This is a genomic window from Pseudomonas sp. UFMG81 (genome assembly GCF_015354575.1).
Lineage (GTDB): Bacteria > Pseudomonadota > Gammaproteobacteria > Pseudomonadales > Pseudomonadaceae > Aquipseudomonas.
In genome coordinates, this window is record NZ_JACAFQ010000011.1 from 216,298 (window position 1) to 232,828 (window position 16,531).

The 16,531-nt window shown below is 64.3% G+C and carries 14 protein-coding genes and 1 pseudogene; 1 reads left to right on the forward strand and 14 read right to left on the reverse strand.

Annotation, left to right across the window (positions count from 1 at the left end; all coding sequences use genetic code 11):
- Nucleotide 1: 1 nt before the first annotated feature.
- The 10 genes from IX761_RS11335 to IX761_RS11380 form a co-directional block, all read right to left on the reverse strand.
- Nucleotides 2-724, reverse strand: a complete 723-nt coding sequence (locus tag IX761_RS11335) for a MotA/TolQ/ExbB proton channel family protein (protein ID WP_194789678.1) — start codon at nt 722-724, stop codon at nt 2-4.
- Nucleotides 725-754: 30 nt separating this feature from the next.
- Entirely contained in the window at nt 755-1,543 is a 789-nt protein-coding gene (locus tag IX761_RS11340) for an energy transducer TonB (protein WP_194789679.1), read from the reverse strand.
- A 384-nt stretch (nt 1,544-1,927) separates the two neighbouring features.
- Entirely contained in the window at nt 1,928-2,917 is a 990-nt protein-coding gene (locus IX761_RS11345) for a sulfate/molybdate ABC transporter ATP-binding protein (RefSeq protein ID WP_008093195.1), read from the reverse strand.
- Nucleotides 2,918-2,920: 3 nt separating this feature from the next.
- Nucleotides 2,921-3,793, reverse strand: a complete 873-nt coding sequence (gene cysW / locus IX761_RS11350) for a sulfate ABC transporter permease subunit CysW (protein WP_046853746.1) — start codon at nt 3,791-3,793, stop codon at nt 2,921-2,923.
- 13 nt (nt 3,794-3,806) lie between these two features.
- A complete protein-coding gene (cysT, locus tag IX761_RS11355; RefSeq protein ID WP_023629656.1) occupies nt 3,807-4,625 on the reverse strand; it encodes a sulfate ABC transporter permease subunit CysT in 819 nt (272 codons plus the stop codon).
- Between the two features lie 167 nt (nt 4,626-4,792).
- Nucleotides 4,793-5,800 carry a sulfate ABC transporter substrate-binding protein gene (locus IX761_RS11360; protein WP_194789680.1) on the reverse strand — a complete coding sequence of 336 codons (1,008 nt, stop codon included), beginning with the start codon at nt 5,798-5,800 and terminating at the stop codon, nt 4,793-4,795.
- Nucleotides 5,801-5,847: 47 nt separating this feature from the next.
- Nucleotides 5,848-6,030, reverse strand: a complete 183-nt coding sequence (oscA, locus tag IX761_RS11365) for a sulfur starvation response protein OscA (RefSeq protein WP_099814438.1) — start codon at nt 6,028-6,030, stop codon at nt 5,848-5,850.
- A 278-nt stretch (nt 6,031-6,308) separates the two neighbouring features.
- Nucleotides 6,309-9,365 carry an efflux RND transporter permease subunit gene (locus tag IX761_RS11370; RefSeq protein WP_194789681.1) on the reverse strand — a complete coding sequence of 1,019 codons (3,057 nt, stop codon included), beginning with the start codon at nt 9,363-9,365 and terminating at the stop codon, nt 6,309-6,311.
- Nucleotides 9,362-10,429 (reverse strand): efflux RND transporter periplasmic adaptor subunit, encoded by a 1,068-nt coding sequence (locus IX761_RS11375; RefSeq protein ID WP_194789682.1) that lies wholly within the window; start codon nt 10,427-10,429, stop codon nt 9,362-9,364. Before IX761_RS11375 ends, IX761_RS11370 begins: the two co-directional genes overlap by 4 nt.
- Nucleotides 10,426-11,514: an efflux RND transporter periplasmic adaptor subunit gene (locus IX761_RS11380; protein WP_194789683.1), complete on the reverse strand. Its 1,089-nt coding sequence runs from the start codon at nt 11,512-11,514 to the stop codon at nt 10,426-10,428. Before IX761_RS11380 ends, IX761_RS11375 begins: the two co-directional genes overlap by 4 nt.
- Nucleotides 11,515-11,763: 249 nt before the next feature.
- Here IX761_RS11380 and IX761_RS11385 point away from each other — a divergent pair.
- A pseudogene (locus IX761_RS11385) lies at nt 11,764-12,221 on the forward strand (REP-associated tyrosine transposase).
- 145 nt (nt 12,222-12,366) lie between these two features.
- Here the strand turns inward: IX761_RS11385 and IX761_RS11390 are convergent.
- The 4 genes from IX761_RS11390 to IX761_RS11405 are packed head-to-tail and all read right to left on the reverse strand — an operon-like array spanning nt 12,367 to nt 16,470.
- A complete protein-coding gene (locus IX761_RS11390) occupies nt 12,367-13,260 on the reverse strand; it encodes an ABC transporter permease subunit (RefSeq protein WP_194789684.1) in 894 nt (297 codons plus the stop codon).
- Entirely contained in the window at nt 13,257-14,177 is a 921-nt protein-coding gene (locus tag IX761_RS11395) for an ABC transporter permease subunit (RefSeq protein WP_194789685.1), read from the reverse strand. The genes IX761_RS11390 and IX761_RS11395 overlap by 4 nt, the downstream gene beginning before the upstream one ends.
- Nucleotides 14,174-15,316, reverse strand: coding sequence for a polyamine ABC transporter ATP-binding protein (potA, locus tag IX761_RS11400; RefSeq protein WP_194789686.1), 1,143 nt, complete (start codon nt 15,314-15,316; stop codon nt 14,174-14,176). Before potA ends, IX761_RS11395 begins: the two co-directional genes overlap by 4 nt.
- Nucleotides 15,317-15,375: 59 nt before the next feature.
- Complete coding sequence (locus IX761_RS11405) at nt 15,376-16,470, reverse strand: polyamine ABC transporter substrate-binding protein (protein ID WP_194789687.1); 1,095 nt, start codon at nt 16,468-16,470, stop codon at nt 15,376-15,378.
- Between the last annotated feature and the right edge of the window lie 61 nt (nt 16,471-16,531).

Consider the following 16,531-nt stretch of genomic DNA (forward strand, 5'->3'; position numbering starts at 1 on the left):
GTCAGGAGGCCTCCTTCACAGGTTGGTTGAAGCCGGCCTGCTGGCGCTGCACCGCCGGGTGCAGCAGCACGCGGAAGGCACTCTTCTGCGCCAGGCTGTAGAAGTCATGGGCGAAGTCGTCGAGGTCGGCGGCGGTCAGCTTGAGCCGGCGCAGGAAGTAGTTGTAGACCAGCACCGCCGGCACCGCGACGGCGATACCCACGCCGGTGGCCACCAGCGCCGCGCCGATCGGGCCGGCCACGGTTTCCAGGCTTGCAGAGCCTGCCGCGCTGATGCCCTTGAGCGCCTCCATGATGCCCCAGACGGTGCCGAACAGGCCGATGAAGGGTGAGGTGCTGCCGATACTGGCGACCACCGCCAGGCCGGTTTCCAGCGAGCGGCGCTCGCGGACGATCTGCTGGCGCAGGGCACGCTCAAGGCGGTCCTGATGGTTGATCGCCTGGCTCAGGTCGTTGGCTTGCCCGGGCTCGCCGACGGCGATGGCGGCATAGCCGGCCTGGGCCACGCGGGCGGCCGGGCCGGGGTGGTCATGGCTCACGTCGGCGGCCGAGTCGAGACTCGATGCGGCCCAGAACTGCTGGTGGAAGCGCTTGTCCTGACGCTTGAGGCGCGCGAACTGCACGACCTTGACCAGCGCCAGGGCCCAGGTGGCCACGGAGAAGCCGACCAACAGCCAGATGACGGCGCTTTCAACGGATTCGAGGGGGGATGCCAACAGGCTCATGATGTCGTCCTTCCTTAGTGCGGTCGCAAGTTAACGAAGCTTGAAATCGATGGGTACGCTGACCCAGCCGGCCAGGGCCACGTCGCCCTGCTTGGCGGGGACGAAGCTCCAGCGCTTGACCGCAGCCAGTGCGGCGGCGTCCAGGGCCTCGCGGCCACTGCTCTGCTGCAGCTGGATCTGCCCCGGCTTGCCGCTGGGCAGTACCTCGACGCGCAGCAGCACGGTGCCCTCCCAGCCCCGGCGCAGGGCCATCTGCGGGTATTCCGGTGCTGGGTTCTTCAGGTAGGCGGCGTTGGCCGATGCTGGCGTTACCGGGGCCGGCGCGGGTGGGGCTGGCGGCGCCGGGGCAGCCAACGGTGTTGGCGGCGGTGCTTCAACGGGTTTCGGCTGCGGCTTGGGTTGCGGCTTGGCCACCGGCTTGGGCACGGGTTTCGGCTTGGGCTTTGGCTTGGCGGCCAGCTCGTCGACCACCGGCGGTGGCGGTTCGACCACAGGCGGTGCCGGGGCGGGCGGCGGCGGCTCGACCACCGGCGGCGCGGGCGCGGCGAACTCGATGGTCATGGGTGGGATCTGCGGCGGTACGACCGGCAGCGCCGGAGTCGGCGCCTGGCTGATCCAGTAGGCGGCGGCGCCGTGCAAGGCCAGCACCAGCAGGCCCAGCGCCAGCTTGTCGCGGCGTTTGAGGCCACTCACCGGCGTGCGTTGCAGGCGCAACTGGCCAAGCGGCAGGCGCAGCGGGCGGCCAAGCTCGACCAGGTCGCCCGAGGCCGGGTGCCATGGCTGCTCGAAGGCCCTGACGGCCGACTGGACATTACCCATTGCTGAAACTCCCTGGGGGTGTTGATTCAGGTGTGTGGCTAAATCATCGGGGGCAGGGGCTTAGGTCATAAAGTAATGTTTGTTGTTATGGTTAGGCCTTATTTGCATATGTGTTTTTGGCGGATTGCTGAAAGCCCTGGTGGTAAAGGGCTGCAGCCGAATCGCGGCCTGGCGATGCTTTGCGGGCATTACAAATATGTGCGTAAGGCATCAAATTGCCGCGAGGGCTTCGCCCTCGTTCGCGACACAAGGCCGCTCCTACAGAGGTACGCAATCGCCTGTAGGAGCGGCCTTGTGTCGCGAAGGGCTGCGCAGCAGCCCCAATAATCCCCCAGGCAATAAAAAACCCGGGACCAGGCCCGGGCTCTTCATGCAACTGACGAATCAGATATCCGCCACCTTCTGCCACACCTTCGGCCGGAAGAACAACGTCTCCCCGCGCGCCAGCCCGGTCAGGCTGTCGTGGTCCTTGACCACTTCGGCCTCGATCAGCTCGCTCTGCCCTTCCACCTTCAAGGTCACCCGGGTGGTCGCGCCCAGCGGGCGAATGTCGCGCACCTCGGCGGCATGGTGGCCCTCGGTCTCATGCCGCGACAGCGACACTTCATGTGGACGGAACAGCACATGGTGCCCTTCGCTCAGCGCCAGGCGGTTGGAATCACCCAGGAAGTGGTAGACGAAATCGTTGGCCGGCTTCTCGTACACCTCGCCCGGCGAGCCGATCTGCTCGATCACGCCCTTGTTCATCACCACGATACGGTCGGCGACTTCCATCGCCTCTTCCTGGTCGTGGGTGACGAACACCGAGGTCAGGTTGATGTCCTCGTGCAGGCGCGCCAGCCAGCGGCGCAGCTCCTTGCGCACCTTGGCATCCAGGGCCCCGAACGGCTCGTCGAGCAGCAATACCTTGGGCTCCACCGCCAGGGCGCGGGCCAGGGCGATACGCTGGCGCTGGCCACCGGACAGCTGCTCGGGGTAGCGGTCGGACAGCCAGTCGAGCTGGACCATGTTCAGCAGCTCATGGACCTTCTCGGCGATCTTGCTTTCGCTGGGGCGCTCGCCCTTGGGCTTCATGCGCAGGCCGAAGGCGACGTTGTCGAACACGCTCATGTGGCGGAACAGCGCGTAGTGCTGGAACACGAAACCGACGTTGCGATCGCGCACGTCGTGGCCGGACACATCCTCGCCGTGGAACACGATGCTGCCGTCGTCTGGCGTCTCGAGCCCGGCGATGATGCGCAACAGGGTGGTCTTGCCGCAGCCGGACGGGCCGAGCAGGGCCACCAGCTCGCCGCTGTGGATATCCAGGTTGATGTTGTCCAGGGCCTGGAAGCTGTTGAAGCGCTTGCTGACGTTACGAACTTCGATCGACATGAATCATTCCTCCGCGGCGCTGTGGCGCAGGCGGTTAATACGGTTCTCGCTCCACTGCTTGAGCAGCAGGATGAAGAGCGCCAGGATCAGCAGCAGGCTGGCCACGCTGAAGGCCGCGACATGGTTGTACTCGTTGTAGAGGATCTCCACGTGCAGCGGCAAGGTGTTGGTGACGCCGCGGATATGGCCGGATACGACGGACACCGCGCCGAACTCGCCCATGGCCCGCGCGGTGCACAGCACCACGCCGTAGATCAGGCCCCACTTGATGTTCGGCAGGGTGACGTGCCAGAACATCTGCCAGCCGTTGGCCCCCAGCAGACGCGCGGCCTCTTCTTCTTGCGTGCCCTGCTCCTGCATCAGCGGGATCAGTTCACGGGCCACGAACGGCACGGTGACGAAGATGGTCGCAAGCACAATGCCCGGCAGGGCGAACACGATCTGGATGTCATGGTCCTGCAACCACGGCCCGAACAGGCCCTGGGCGCCGAACATCAGCACGTAGACCAGGCCGGCGATCACCGGCGACACCGAGAACGGCAGGTCGATCAGGGTCACCAGGATACTTTTGCCACGAAAGCTGTACTTGCTCACGCACCAGGCGGCGCTGACCCCGAACAGCAGGTTCAGTGGCACCGAGATGGCCACCGCCAGCAAGGTGAGCTTGAGCGCCGACAACGCGTCGGCCTCGAAGATCGCCTCGAAGAAAGTGCCGAAGCCGTTCTTCAGGGCCTGGGACACCACGATCACCAGCGGCAAGGCCAGGAACAGCGCGAAGACGATCCAGGCCAGTGTGATCAGTACGCGGCGCGAGGTGGCGCTGCCACGCCGGGCGGCGTTGGCGGCGGCGGTCGCGCCAAGGGTCGATGAAGACATTAGCAGGCCTCCTTCACGGGGTTTCGATGCGCCGCTGCAGCAGGTTGATCAGCAGCAGCAGAATGAAGGAAACCACCAGCATCAAAACGCCGATGGCGGTGGCGCCGGTGTAGTCGTATTGGTCGAGCTTGACCATGATCAGCAGCGGCAGGATCTCGGTCTTCATCGGCATGTTGCCAGCGATGAAGATCACCGAGCCGTACTCGCCCACGCCGCGGGCGAAGGCCAGGGCGAAGCCGGTCAGCCAGGCGGGCAGCAGCGCCGGCGCCAGCACGTGGCGGAACACTTGCAGCGGTTTCGCGCCCAGGCAGGCAGCGGCCTCTTCCACTTCACGGGGGATGTCGGCCAGCACCGGCTGCACCGTGCGCACCACGAACGGCAAGGTGACGAAGGTCAGCGCCAGGGTGATGCCAAGCGGGGTGTAGGCGATCTTGAAGCCCAGGTCGGTAGCGAACTGGCCGACCCAGCCGGCCGGTGCGTACAGCGCGGTCAGCGCGATACCGGCCACCGCCGTGGGCAGGGCGAACGGCAGGTCGATCATCGCGTCGATGACCTTGCGCCCGGGGAAGGTGTAGCGCACCAGCACCCAGGCCAGCAGGGTGCCGATCACGCCGTTGATGATGGCGGCGAACAGGGCGGTGCCGAAACTCAGCTTCAGCGCGGCGATGACCCGTGGCGCGCTGACGATGTTCCAGAACTGCTCCCAGGTGAGCTGCGAGGCATGGATGAACATGGCCGCCAGCGGTATCAGCACGATCAGGCTGAGGTACACCAAGGTGTAGCCCAGCGTCAGCCCGAAGCCGGGTATGACGGGGGATATACGACGTGACATAAAGGTCCCTGGTTGAACGCACGAGGCCCGGGGTTCATCCCGGGCCGGTGCAGGCTAACGAAAGTGCGGTTCGTGGGAGCGGGCTTGCCCCGCGATGGCGATGGTGGATTCACCGCCGTCATCGCGGGGCAAGCCCGCTCCCACGCATGCAGCTATCGGTATTCGGGTTACTGTGCCTGATAGATCTGGTCGAACACACCGCCGTCATTGAAGAACTTCGGTTGCGCAGTCTTCCAGCCACCGAAGTCCTTGTCGATGGTCACCAGGTCCAGTTTCGGGAACTGCTTGCCGAACTCGGCGGCGACTTTCTCGTCACGTGGACGGTAGAAGTTTTCGGCGGCGATCTTCTGGCCCGCCGGGCTGTACAGGTGCTCAAGGTACGCTTCGGCGATCTTCTCGTTGCCCTTCTTCTCGGCGTTCTTGTCCACCACCGCAACCGGTGGCTCGGCCAGGATCGACAGCGACGGCACGACAATCTCGAACTTGTCGCTGCCACCGTCCTCCTTGAGCGCCAGGAACGCTTCGTTCTCCCAGGCCAGCAGCACGTCGCCCTGGCCGTTGTTGACGAAAGTGATGGTTGAGCCGCGGGCGCCGGTGTCCAGCACCGGTACGTGCTTGAACAGCTCCTGCACGTAGGCCTTGGCCTTGTCTTCGCTGCCGCCGGCCTTCAGGCCGTAGGCCCAGGCGGCGAGGAAGTTCCAGCGGGCGCCGCCGGAGGTTTTCGGGTTGGGGGTGATCACCGCGACGTCCTTCTTGATCAGGTCGCCCCAGTCCTTGATGCCTTTCGGGTTGCCCTTGCGCACCAGGAACACGATGGTCGAGGTGTAGGGGGTGCTGGCTTGCGGCAGGCGCTTCTGCCAGTCCTCCGGCAGGGCCTTGCCGAGCTTGGCCACTTCATCGATGTCACCGGCCAGGGCCAGGGTGACCACGTCGGCGCGCAGGCCATCGATCACCGCGCGGGCCTGCTTGCCTGAACCGCCGTGGGATTGCTGGATCTTCACCTTGTCGTTCGGGTTGGCGGCCTGCCAGTGCTTGATGAACTCGGCGTTGTACTGCTGGTACAGCTCGCGGGTCGGGTCATAGGACACGTTGAGCAGCTCGTAGTCCTTGGCGATCGCGGAACCGGCAAAAACGGCACTGGCCAGGGCGGCAAGCGCATAACGGCGGATGGACATGGTGAAGCTCCCGATTGGCATTTTTCTAATAGGTGGGTATTGCGTGATCAGCCGGCCTTGTTGGCGGGCTGTTGCAGGCGGAACTTCTCCTTGCGCTCGATCTGCACCACCTGTGCGTTGTGCACGGTGATTTCCACCGCGCCAAAGCGCAGGTCGCGCAGGGCGCTCTGGATTTCCCGCAGAATGGTGGCTTCGTCCTGACCGTCGATGCTGCGCAGCGATGCACTCATGCTCGTTCTCCTTGAGGTAAGGGTGCCGGGCAGAGGTTCGAAGGGGATTTGCGCCTGGCTTGAGGGCAATACTAGTGAGGCGCGGATATTCTTAAAAATACTGTTTAAGAATGTTTATATAACTTGAAAGCCTATACCGGAAGCCCATGACCCTGGGGGCGCTTTGCGCCCCTTTCGCGACACAAGGCCGCTCCTACAGGGGATCGCGTAACCTCTGTAGGAGCGGCCTTGCCGGGGCGCCGGACCGGCCGGAAAGGGCCGCGAAGCGGCTCCATGGCTCAACTGGATTGTTTCTCCGGCTCGCGGATCTTGTACCAGGCCACGTACAACGCCGGCAGGAACAGCAGCGTCAGCAGCGTTGCACTGATGATGCCGCCGATCATGGCGTAGGCCATCGGCCCCCAGAACACTTCCCGGGCAATCGGCACCATGCCCAGGCTCGCCGCCGCCGCGGTCAGCAGGATCGGCCGGCGCCGGTGGTTGGTCGCCTCCATCACCGCATCCCAGGGTGAATACCCCTGCTCTTCGAACTCGTCGATCTGGGTCACCAGGATCACCGAGTTGCGGATGATGATCCCGGCCAGGGCGAGGATCCCGAGGATCGCCACGAAGCCCATGGGCGTGCCGGTGGGCACCAGCGCCACGACCACACCGATCAGCCCCAGCGGCGCCACGCTGACCACCAGGAACAGCTTCTGCACGCTGTGCAGCTGGATCATCAGGAAGGTCGCCATCAGGAACAGCATCAGCGGGATCACCTGGGCGATCGGGCCCTGGGCCTTGCCGCTCTCCTCCACCGTACCGCCGGTCTGCACTTCATAGCCCACCGGCAGCTTGCTGGCGAAGTCGTCGATGCCGGGTTTGAGCTGGGCCACCAGGTCGGTGGGCTGGATATCGCCGACCACCGAAGCCTTGATGGTGATGGTGGGCTTGCGATCGCGTCGCCAGACCAGCGGCTGTTCCAGCTCGTAGCGCACGGTGGCGAACGCCAGCAGCGGGATCGAAGTGCCGCTGGGGGTGACGATCTGCAGGTTCTGCAAGGTGTCGGGCGAGCCGCGTTCGCTGTCCACGGCGCGTGCCACCACGTTGACCAGGTAGATGTTGTCGTTGACCTGGGTGACCTGCACGCCGCTGACGATGCTGTTCATCACGTTGGCCACGTCTTCCGAGGACAGGCCCAGCTGGCGCGCCTTGTCCTGGGCGATCTCGATGCGCAGCACCTTACCCGGCTCGTTCCAGTCGTAGATCATCTCGCCGATGTGCTCGTTGCTGTCGAGGAAGGTCGCCAGCTCGATGGCGTGCTTGCGCACCAGGTCGATATCCTTGCCGCTGACCCGGTACTGGATCGGCCGCCCCACCGGCGGGCCCATCTCCAGCGACTGGACGTTGGTGCCCACGCCCACGAACTCTTCGTGCAGCAGCTTCTGCAAGCGCTGGATCATGCCTTCGCGCTCTTCGAAGCCCTTGCTGACGATCACCAGCTGGGCGTAGTACGGGTTCTGCAACTGCTGGTCCAGGGGCAGGTAGAAACGGATCGCGCCCTGGCCGATGTAGGTACTCCAGCGCACCAGGTCGGGGTCGTCCTTGATCTTCGCTTCAAGCCGGTCGACCACCTTGCGCGTCTCCTCGATCGAGGCGTTCTGCGGCAGGTTGAGGTCGACGAGGATTTCCGGGCGGTCCGAGGAGGGGAAGAACTGGTTCTGCACGAAGCGCATGCTGAAGATCGACAGGGCGAACAGCAGCACGGTGCCGATGATGGTCAGCCAGCGGTGGCGCATGCACCACAGCAGGCCGCCTTCGAACGCCCGCCCGACGCGCCCGGGCTCCGCCTCGTGGGGCTTGAGCTTGCCGCTGTCGAGGATATGCACCCCCAGCACCGGGGCGAAGAACACCGCCACCACCCACGACACCAGCAGCGCCACGGCGATCACCGCGAACAGGGTGTAGGTGTACTCGCCCGCCGAGCTGGCATTGAGCCCGATCGGCACGAAACCGGCCACGGTCACCAGGGTGCCGGTAAGCATGGGGAAGGCGGTCGAGGTGTAGGCGAAGGTGGCTGCCTGCTCCTTCGTTTCGCCCATCTCCAGGCGTGTGACCATCACCTCCACCGTGATCATCGCATCGTCCACCAGCAGGCCCAAGGCGATGATCAGCGCGCCGAGGGAGATCCGCTGCATGGTGATGTCGCTGTACTCCATGAACACGAAGACCATGGCCAGCACCAGCGGGATCGAGCAGGCCACCACCAGCCCGGCGCGAATGCCGAGGCTGACAAAGCTCACCGCCAGCACGATCACCACGGCTTCGAACAGTGCGCTGGTGAAGCCGCCGACCGCCTGGTTGACCACCACGGCCTGGTCGGACACGTTGTGCACGCCGACGCCCACCGGCAGGTCGCGCACCACCTCGTCCATCTTTTTCTTCAACGCCGCACCGAACACCTCGATGTTGCTGCCGGCCTTCATGCCGATGGCCAGGCCAATGGCGGTCTGGCCGTTGAAACGGAACATCGAGGTGGGTGGGTCGACGTAGCCGCGCTCGATATCGGCGATATCCGCTAGGCGGAAGAACCGGTCATTGATGCGCAGGTTCACCGTTTCCAGGTCTTTCTCCGAGGCGAACTGCCCGGTGGTGCGCACCGAGATGCGCTCGGGGCCCGCCTCGATCATCCCCGCCGGGGTGACCGCGTTCTGCTGCTGCAGGGCCTGCATGACCTGGCGCTGGTCGATGCCCAGGGCGGCCAGTTTGCGGGTGGAGAAGTTCAGATAGAGCACTTCGTCCTGGGTGCCGATCAGCTCGATCTTGCCGATGTTGGGCACCTCGCGCACTTCGGCACGGGCCTGCTCCACGTAGTCGCGCAGCTGGCGCAGGGTGAGGCCGTCGGCGGTGAAGGCGTAGATCGAGCCAAACACGTCGCCGAACTCGTCGTTGAAGGCCGGGCCCTGGATGCCCTGGGGGAACTGCCCGCGGATGTCCTGGATCTTCTTGCGCACCTGGTACCAGATTTCCGGGATGTCCTTGGCCTTGGTGGTGTCGCGCAGGTTGACGTAGACCGTGGACTCGCCGGGACGGGTGTAGCTCTTGGTGTAGTCGAGCGAGTCGAGTTCCTCGAGCTTCTTCTCGATGCGGTCGGTGACCTGGTACAGGGTCTCGTCCTGGGTCGCACCCGGCCAGCGGGTCTGGATCACCATGGTCTTGATGGTGAAGGACGGGTCTTCCTCACGACCCAGGTTGAAGTAGGAGAAGATCCCCATCAGCAACCCGACGAACATCAGGTACCAGACGAAGGACTGGTGCTTGAGCGCCCACTCCGAGAGGTTGAAGCTTCCTTTCATCGTGCGTCCTCGTCGAATGTGACTTTCTGGCCGGGCTTGAGGCTGTTGACCCCCGCAGTCACCACGCGCTCGCCGGGCTGTACGCCCGAAGCCAGGACGATGCTGTTCTGGGTGCGCTCGATCAGCGCGACGTCGCGGGTGGCCACGGTCTTCTGTTGCGGGTCGATCACCCACACCTGGGTCTTGCCGTCGCGCTCCAGCAGCGCGGTCAGCGGCAGCTCGCTGCGCGGGGTCACCGCCGAGGTCAGGGTGACACTGATCGCCGTGCCCAGGTGGAACGCATCGGGAGTGCTGGCCAGGGTCAGCCGGGCCCGGCGGGTGCGGGTGGTGGCGTCGGCCTGGGGCTCCAGCTCACGCAGGGTGGCGGTGGTGTTGATGCTCGGGTCGAGTTGCGAGGCGACGGTGAAGGTCAGGCTCTTGCTCAGTTGCTCGGCCAGGGGGATCGGCAGGTCGATCACCGCCTCCTTGACGTCGGGGCGCGCCAGGGTGACCACAGCCTGGCCGGCGCTGACCGTCTGCCCGGCTTCGGCCTGCCAGGCGGTGACCACGGCGGCGTGGTCGGTGCGCAGGGTGCTGTAGTCGAGCTGGTCGCGGGCCTGGCTGACCGCCGAGCGCGCCTGCTCCAGTGAGGCGCTGGTGGTCTTGAGGTTGGTCTGGGCGATATCCAGCTGGGCCTGGGCGCCGACGCCGCGGTCGTACAGCTGCTGCTGGCGGCGCGCGTCGGCCTGGGCGTTGATCCATTGCGCCTGGACCTTGGCCAGGTCGCCTTCGGCGGCGCGCAGCTGGTTCTGCTGGTCAGTCGGGTCGAGGGTGGCCAGGGTGTCGCCGGGGCTCACCCGGGCGCCGACATCCAGCCAGCGCCGGGCGATGCGCCCGGACACGCGAAAGCCCAGGGTGCTCTCGAAGCGCGCCTGGATGGAGCCGGCGAAGCGGCCCAGCTGCGACTGCACCTGGGGCTCGACCAGGGTCGACAGCACCGGGCGCACGATCTCCGGTTGCATCTCCTCGCCGCCGCAGGCGCCCAGCAACAGGCCGGCGGAGAGTATCAACAGGTGGCGTTTCATGGCGCGGCTCCTCCGTCCTTGGCGGCGACCTTCTCGACCTGCATGCCGGGGTGAAGCAGTTGCCCGCCGCCGATCACCACGGTCTCGCCGCCCTTGATGCCACTGGCGATCACCACCTTGCCGGTGAGGTAGCGCGACACCTCGACCTTGCGCAGTTCGACCTTGTCACCCTCGCCCACCACCCACACCGCCGGTTCGTGCAACGCCTTGGTCAGCGCGGCCCACGGCAGCTCGATGCTCGGCCGCCCCTGGGCGTTGCCGGTGGCGGTCACCGGCGAACCCAGCTGCATGCCGGCGGGCACGTTGCGCAGGCCGACCTTGACCTGCACGGTGCCGCTCTCGGCGGATACCGTGGGGGTGATCTCGCGCACCCGGCCTTCGGCCTTGATCGCCGGGTTGTCCAGCAGGCTGACCACCACACCTTCGTCACTGTGTGGTGCCAGCAGCAGTGACTCGTACACATTGAAAACAGCATCGCGGTCGCCATCGACCGCCAGGCCGAAGATCGGCTGGGTCGCCTGCACCACCTGGCCGACCTCGGCCTGGCGCGCGGTGATCACCCCGTCGGCCTCGGACACCAGGGCGGTGTAGCCCAGCTGTTCGTTGGCGTTGGCCAGTTGCGCCTGGGCCGCCTTGAGCGCGCTCTGGCTGCTACGCAGCGAGGCTTCGGCGGAATCGTACTCGCTCTGGCTGGTGTAGCCCTTGGGCAGCAGCTTCTGCTGGCGGATGAACGCAGCGCTGGTCTGGGTGACCCGCGCCTGCTCGGCGAACACTTCGGCCTTGGCCGAGTCGACGTTGTTCTGCAGGTCTTTCGGGTCGAGCCGCGCCAGCACCTGGTTGGCCTTGACGTGATCGCCCACATCGACGCTGCGCGAGACGATCTTGCCGCCGACGCGGAACGACAGGTCGGTCTGCACCCGTGCCTGGACGTCGCCGGTGAGGGTCACCCGGGCGGCGAAATCAGTGGATTGCACTTGCTGCACCGCGACCCTGGGCAACACCCGGGTAGCCTCTTCCTTGTCACAGCCCGACAACAGTGACAACAGCCCCAGGCACATGACCATCGGCAGACGTATGACCGTCATGCAGGCTCCTTGCTTCAACGAAGGGTGATTGCGATGCGTTGAAAGCGTAGATCAGGAAGCGACAAACGGCGTTGGGCGGGGTCAAGAAAGCGCAGCGGGTTGCCCGAATACTGCGCATACCCTGTGGGAGATGATCCCGCACTCGTTCTACGAGAGCGACCGCAGCCACATTCGGAAAACATCAGCCACGCTTGGTTTCAAGACGGGCCGCTAGTGTTCATGGGAAATCCATGTTCAAGGATGATTCTCATGACTCTGGCCCAGTCTCACTTGCTTCGCCGAGGACGCTTCTCGGAGCCGGGCAGGATCTATTTGCTCACTACCATCACCTATCAGCGCCGGCCGCTGTTCATTGATTTCAGGCATGCGCGCATCGTCATCCAGCAACTGCGCCTGTCGGACCTTGAGCGGGCCTGCAACTCCTTGGCCTGGGTGGTGATGCCAGACCACCTGCATTGGTTGATAGAACTACAGGAGGTGACGCTCGCCACATTGATGCGTCGGCTGAAATCCCACACAGGCATTGGCTTGCGCAGGGCGGGGGTACGGCACGAGCCGATATGGCAGGCCGGCTATCAAGACCGCGCTTTGCGTCGGGAAGACGATGTCAGGAAGGTAGAGCTCGATACATCGTTGCCAACCCTTTGCGGGCCGGTTTAGTGAGCAGTGTGCGCCAGTATCCACATTGGGACGCCGTCTGGCTCTGAGAGCACGCGCTATAGCCAGTGAGCTGAAGAGGATGGCACCGGCTATGCCGGTGTTCGCGGGCAAGCCCGCTCCCACAGGTACTACGCATGCCTCGAAGGCAGCAAATGACCCTGTGGGAGCGGGCTTGCCCGCGAAGAGGCCAGGTCAGGCCTGTGCGGTGGCCTGGCTTGGGCGGCGCACCTGCGGCTGCGAGACGTTCGCTGCTGCACCTTCCTCGATGGCCAGCTGGATCGCGCGACGGCGACGTTCTTCGGCCTGGCGGCTGAAGTACCAGACCAGGAAGGTCACCAGCGACACCGACAGCAGGATCAGGCTGGCCACGGCGTTGATCTCGGGCTTGACCCCCAGGCGCACGGCCGAGAACACTTCCATCGGCAGCGTGGTCGAGCCGGGGCCGGAGACGAAGCTGGCCAGCACCAGGTCGTCCAGCGACAGGGCGAACGACATCATGCCGCCCGCCGCCAGCGATGGCGCGATCATCGGGATGGTGATCAGGAAGAACACTTTCCAGGGTTTGGCACCCAGGTCCATGGCCGCTTCTTCGATGGACAGGTCCAGCTCACGCAGGCGCGCCGACACCACCACCGCTACATAAGCCGCGCAGAACGTGGTGTGGGCGATCCAGATGGTGACGATGCCACGCTCCTGCGGCCAGCCGATCATCTGCGCCATGGCCACGAACAGCAGCAACAGCGACAGACCGGTGATCACCTCGGGCATTACCAGCGGTGCGGTGACCAGGCCACCGAACAAGGTGCGGCCCTTGAAGCGGGTGACCCGGGTCAGCACGAAGGCCGCCAGGGTGCCCAGCGCCACCGCGGCGACCGCCGTGTAGCAGGCGATCTCCAGCGAGCGCATCACCGAGCCCATCAGCTGGCTGTTGTCGAGCAGGCCGACGTACCACTTCACCGACCAGCCACCCCACACCGTCACCAGCTTGGAGGCGTTGAACGAGTAGATCACCAGGATCAGCATCGGCAGGTAGATGAACAGCAAGCCGAGCACCAGCATCAGCTTGGAGAAACTGAAGCGCTTCATGCCCGACCCTCCATCTCTTTGGCCTGGCTGCGGTTGAACAGCAGGATGGGCACGATCAGGATCGCCAGCATCACCACTGCCAGCGCGGATGCCACCGGCCAGTCACGGTTGTTGAAGAATTCCTGCCACAGCACCTTGCCGATCATCAGGGTTTCCGGGCCGCCGAGCAGTTCGGGGATGACGAACTCGCCCACCACCGGGATGAACACCAGCATGCAGCCGGCGATGATGCCGTTCTTCGACAGCGGCACGGTGATCTTCCAGAAGCTGTTGAAGGTACTCGAACCCAGGTCCGATGCGGCTTCCAGCAGGCTTTCGTCGTGTTTCACCAGGTTCGCGTACAGCGGCAGGATCATGAACGGCAGGTACGAATAGACCACGCCGATGTACACCGCCAGGTTGGTGTTGAGGATCTGCAGCGGCTGGTCGATCAGCCCCAGCCACATCAGGAAGCTGTTGAGCAGCCCGTTGTTGCTGAGGATGCCCATCCAGGCGTAGACGCGGATCAGGATCGCGGTCCAGGTCGGCATCATGATCAGCAGCAGCAGGACCGTCTGCGACTCCTTCTTGGCCTTGGAGATGGCATAGGCCATCGGGTAGCCGATCAGCAGGCACAGCAGGGTGCTGAACAGGGCGACCTTCAACGAACCGAGGTAGGCCGAGATGTACAGCTCGTCTTCAGTGAGCAGGCCGTAGTTGGCCAGGTTCAGCACCAACTGCACCTTGCCTTCGAGGTAGGTGTAGATCTCGGTGTACGGCGGGATCGCCACGTCGGCTTCGGCGAAACTGATCTTCAACACGATGAAGAACGGCAGCATGAAGAACAGGAACAGCCAGATGAACGGCACGCCGATCACCAGGTGCCGCCCCTCCGGGGTGATGCGCTGGAAGGCTCGCTTGAGCTTGCGAAGTTTCATGACCGCAGTACCACGCCGCTGTCGTCTTCCCACCACACGTACACTTCATCGCCCCAGGTCGGGCGGGTGCCCTGGCGCTCGGCGTTGGCGACGAACGACTGCACCACTTTGCCGCTGGGCAGCTCGACGTAGAACACCGAGTGGCCACCGAGGTAGGCGATGTCGTGGACCTTGCCGCGCGACCAGTTGTGCTCGCAGGTTGGCTGCGTGGTGGTGACCAGCAGCTTTTCCGGGCGCAGGGCGTAGGTGATGTGCTTGTCTTCGACCGAGGTGGTGATGCCGTGGCCGACGTAGATCTTGCGCTCCAGCTCCGGGCTGGCAATGACCGCGTGGCCTTCGGCGTCGTCGACCACGTCACCTTCGAACAGGTTGACGTTACCGATGAACTCGCAGACCAGGCGGCTGGTCGGGGTTTCGTAGATGTCGATCGGGCTGCCGATCTGGGCGATCCAGCCCAGGTGCATGATGGCGATGCGCTGGGCCATGGTCATGGCCTCTTCCTGGTCATGGGTCACCATCACGCAGGTCACGCCCACGCGCTCGATGATCTCAACCAGTTCAAGCTGCATCTGCGAGCGCAGTTTCTTGTCCAGCGCGCCCATCGGTTCGTCGAGCAGCAGCAGCTTGGGGCGCTTGGCCAGCGAACGGGCCAAGGCCACGCGCTGGCGCTGGCCACCGGACAGCTGGTGCGGCTTGCGCTTGGCGTACTGGGTCATGTGCACCAGCTTGAGCATCTCGGCCACGCGGGCGTCGATCTCGGCCTTGGGCATCTTGTCCTGCTGCAGGCCGAAGGCGATGTTCTGCGCCACGGTCATGTGCGGGAACAGCGCGTAGGACTGGAACATCATGTTGATCGGCCGCTCGTAGGGCGGCATGTCGGTAATGTCGACACCGTCGAGGAATATCCGCCCCTCGGTCGGGCGCTCGAAGCCGGCGAGCATACGCAGAAGTGTGGATTTACCGGAACCGGAGCCACCCAGCAGGGCGAAGATCTCGCCCTTGCGGATTTCCAGGGACACATCGTCCACGGCTATGGTTTCGTCGAACTTCTTCGTGACTCGGTCGATCTTGACCAGCACCTGCTTGGGTTGCTGGCCACCCTCGAGGGCTTTCTTATAGGCACCGGAGGCAACTGCCATGAGTGAAACTCCCAACAAGATTTATGTGCCCGCCGCTGCCGTGGCGGGCCTGGATTTTTTTACTTGCCCGACTTGACCTTGGTCCAGCTGCGGGTCATCAGCCGTTGCACCTTGGGTGGCAACTCTGCGTTGACGAACATCTTGTCCAGCACTTCCTGCGGTGGGTAAACCGCGGCGTCAGTCCTCACGGCCTGGTCCATCAGGTCGCCAGCCTTAGGGTTCGGGTTGGCGTAACCGACGTAATCACTGACCTGGGCGATAACCTCAGGCTTCAGCAAATAGTTGATGAAGGCATGCGCCTCTTTGATGTTCTTGGCGTCCTTGGGGATCGCCAGCACATCGAACCAGAGGTTGCCGCCCTCTTTCGGGATTGCGTAGGCCAGGTTCACGCCCTTCTTCGCTTCAGCAGCGCGAGCCTTGGCCTGGAACACGTCACCGGAGAAGCCTGCCGCGACGCAGATGTCGCCGTTGGCCAGGTCGGTGATGTATTTGGAAGAGTGGAAGTAGGTCACGTAGGGGCGCACAGCCAGCAGTTTGGCCTCGGCCTTCTTGTAATCCTCGGGGTCGGTGCTGTTGGGGCTCAGGCCCATGTAGTTGAGCACCGCCGGGAGCATCTCGTCAGCCGAGTCGAGGAACGCCACCCCGCACTTGCTGAGTTTTTTCATGTTCTCGGGCTCGAACAGCACGGCCCAGGAGTCGATCTTGTCGGTACCCAGCACGGCCTTGACCTTCTCGACGTTGTAGCCGATGCCGTTGGTGCCCCACAGGTAGGGGACGGCGTACTGGTTGCCCGGGTCGTTCTTCTCGAGGCGCTTCATCAGCGCCGGGTCGAGATTCGAATAGTTGGGCAGCAGGCTCTTGTCGAGCTTCTGGAACGCGCCCGCCTTGATCTGCTTGCCCAGGAAATGGTTGGACGGCACGACTACGTCATAGCCGGTCTTGCCGGCCAGCAGCTTGCCTTCCAGGGTTTCGTTGGAATCGAACACATCCTGCACCGGCTTGATACCGGTTTCTTTCTCGAAATCCGCGAGGGTGGTCGGCCCGATGTAGTCGGACCAGTTGTAGAAATGCACCGTGGGCGCCGCTTGGACGCTGCAAGCCAGCGTCAGGCCCGCTCCAGCCATCAAGGCCTTGCGCAATACAGAAATAGACAAGTGGGGGCTCCTTACAATCAGTGCCTTTGCGGGCGGAAAACCTGGCCGCTCACGCAAAACC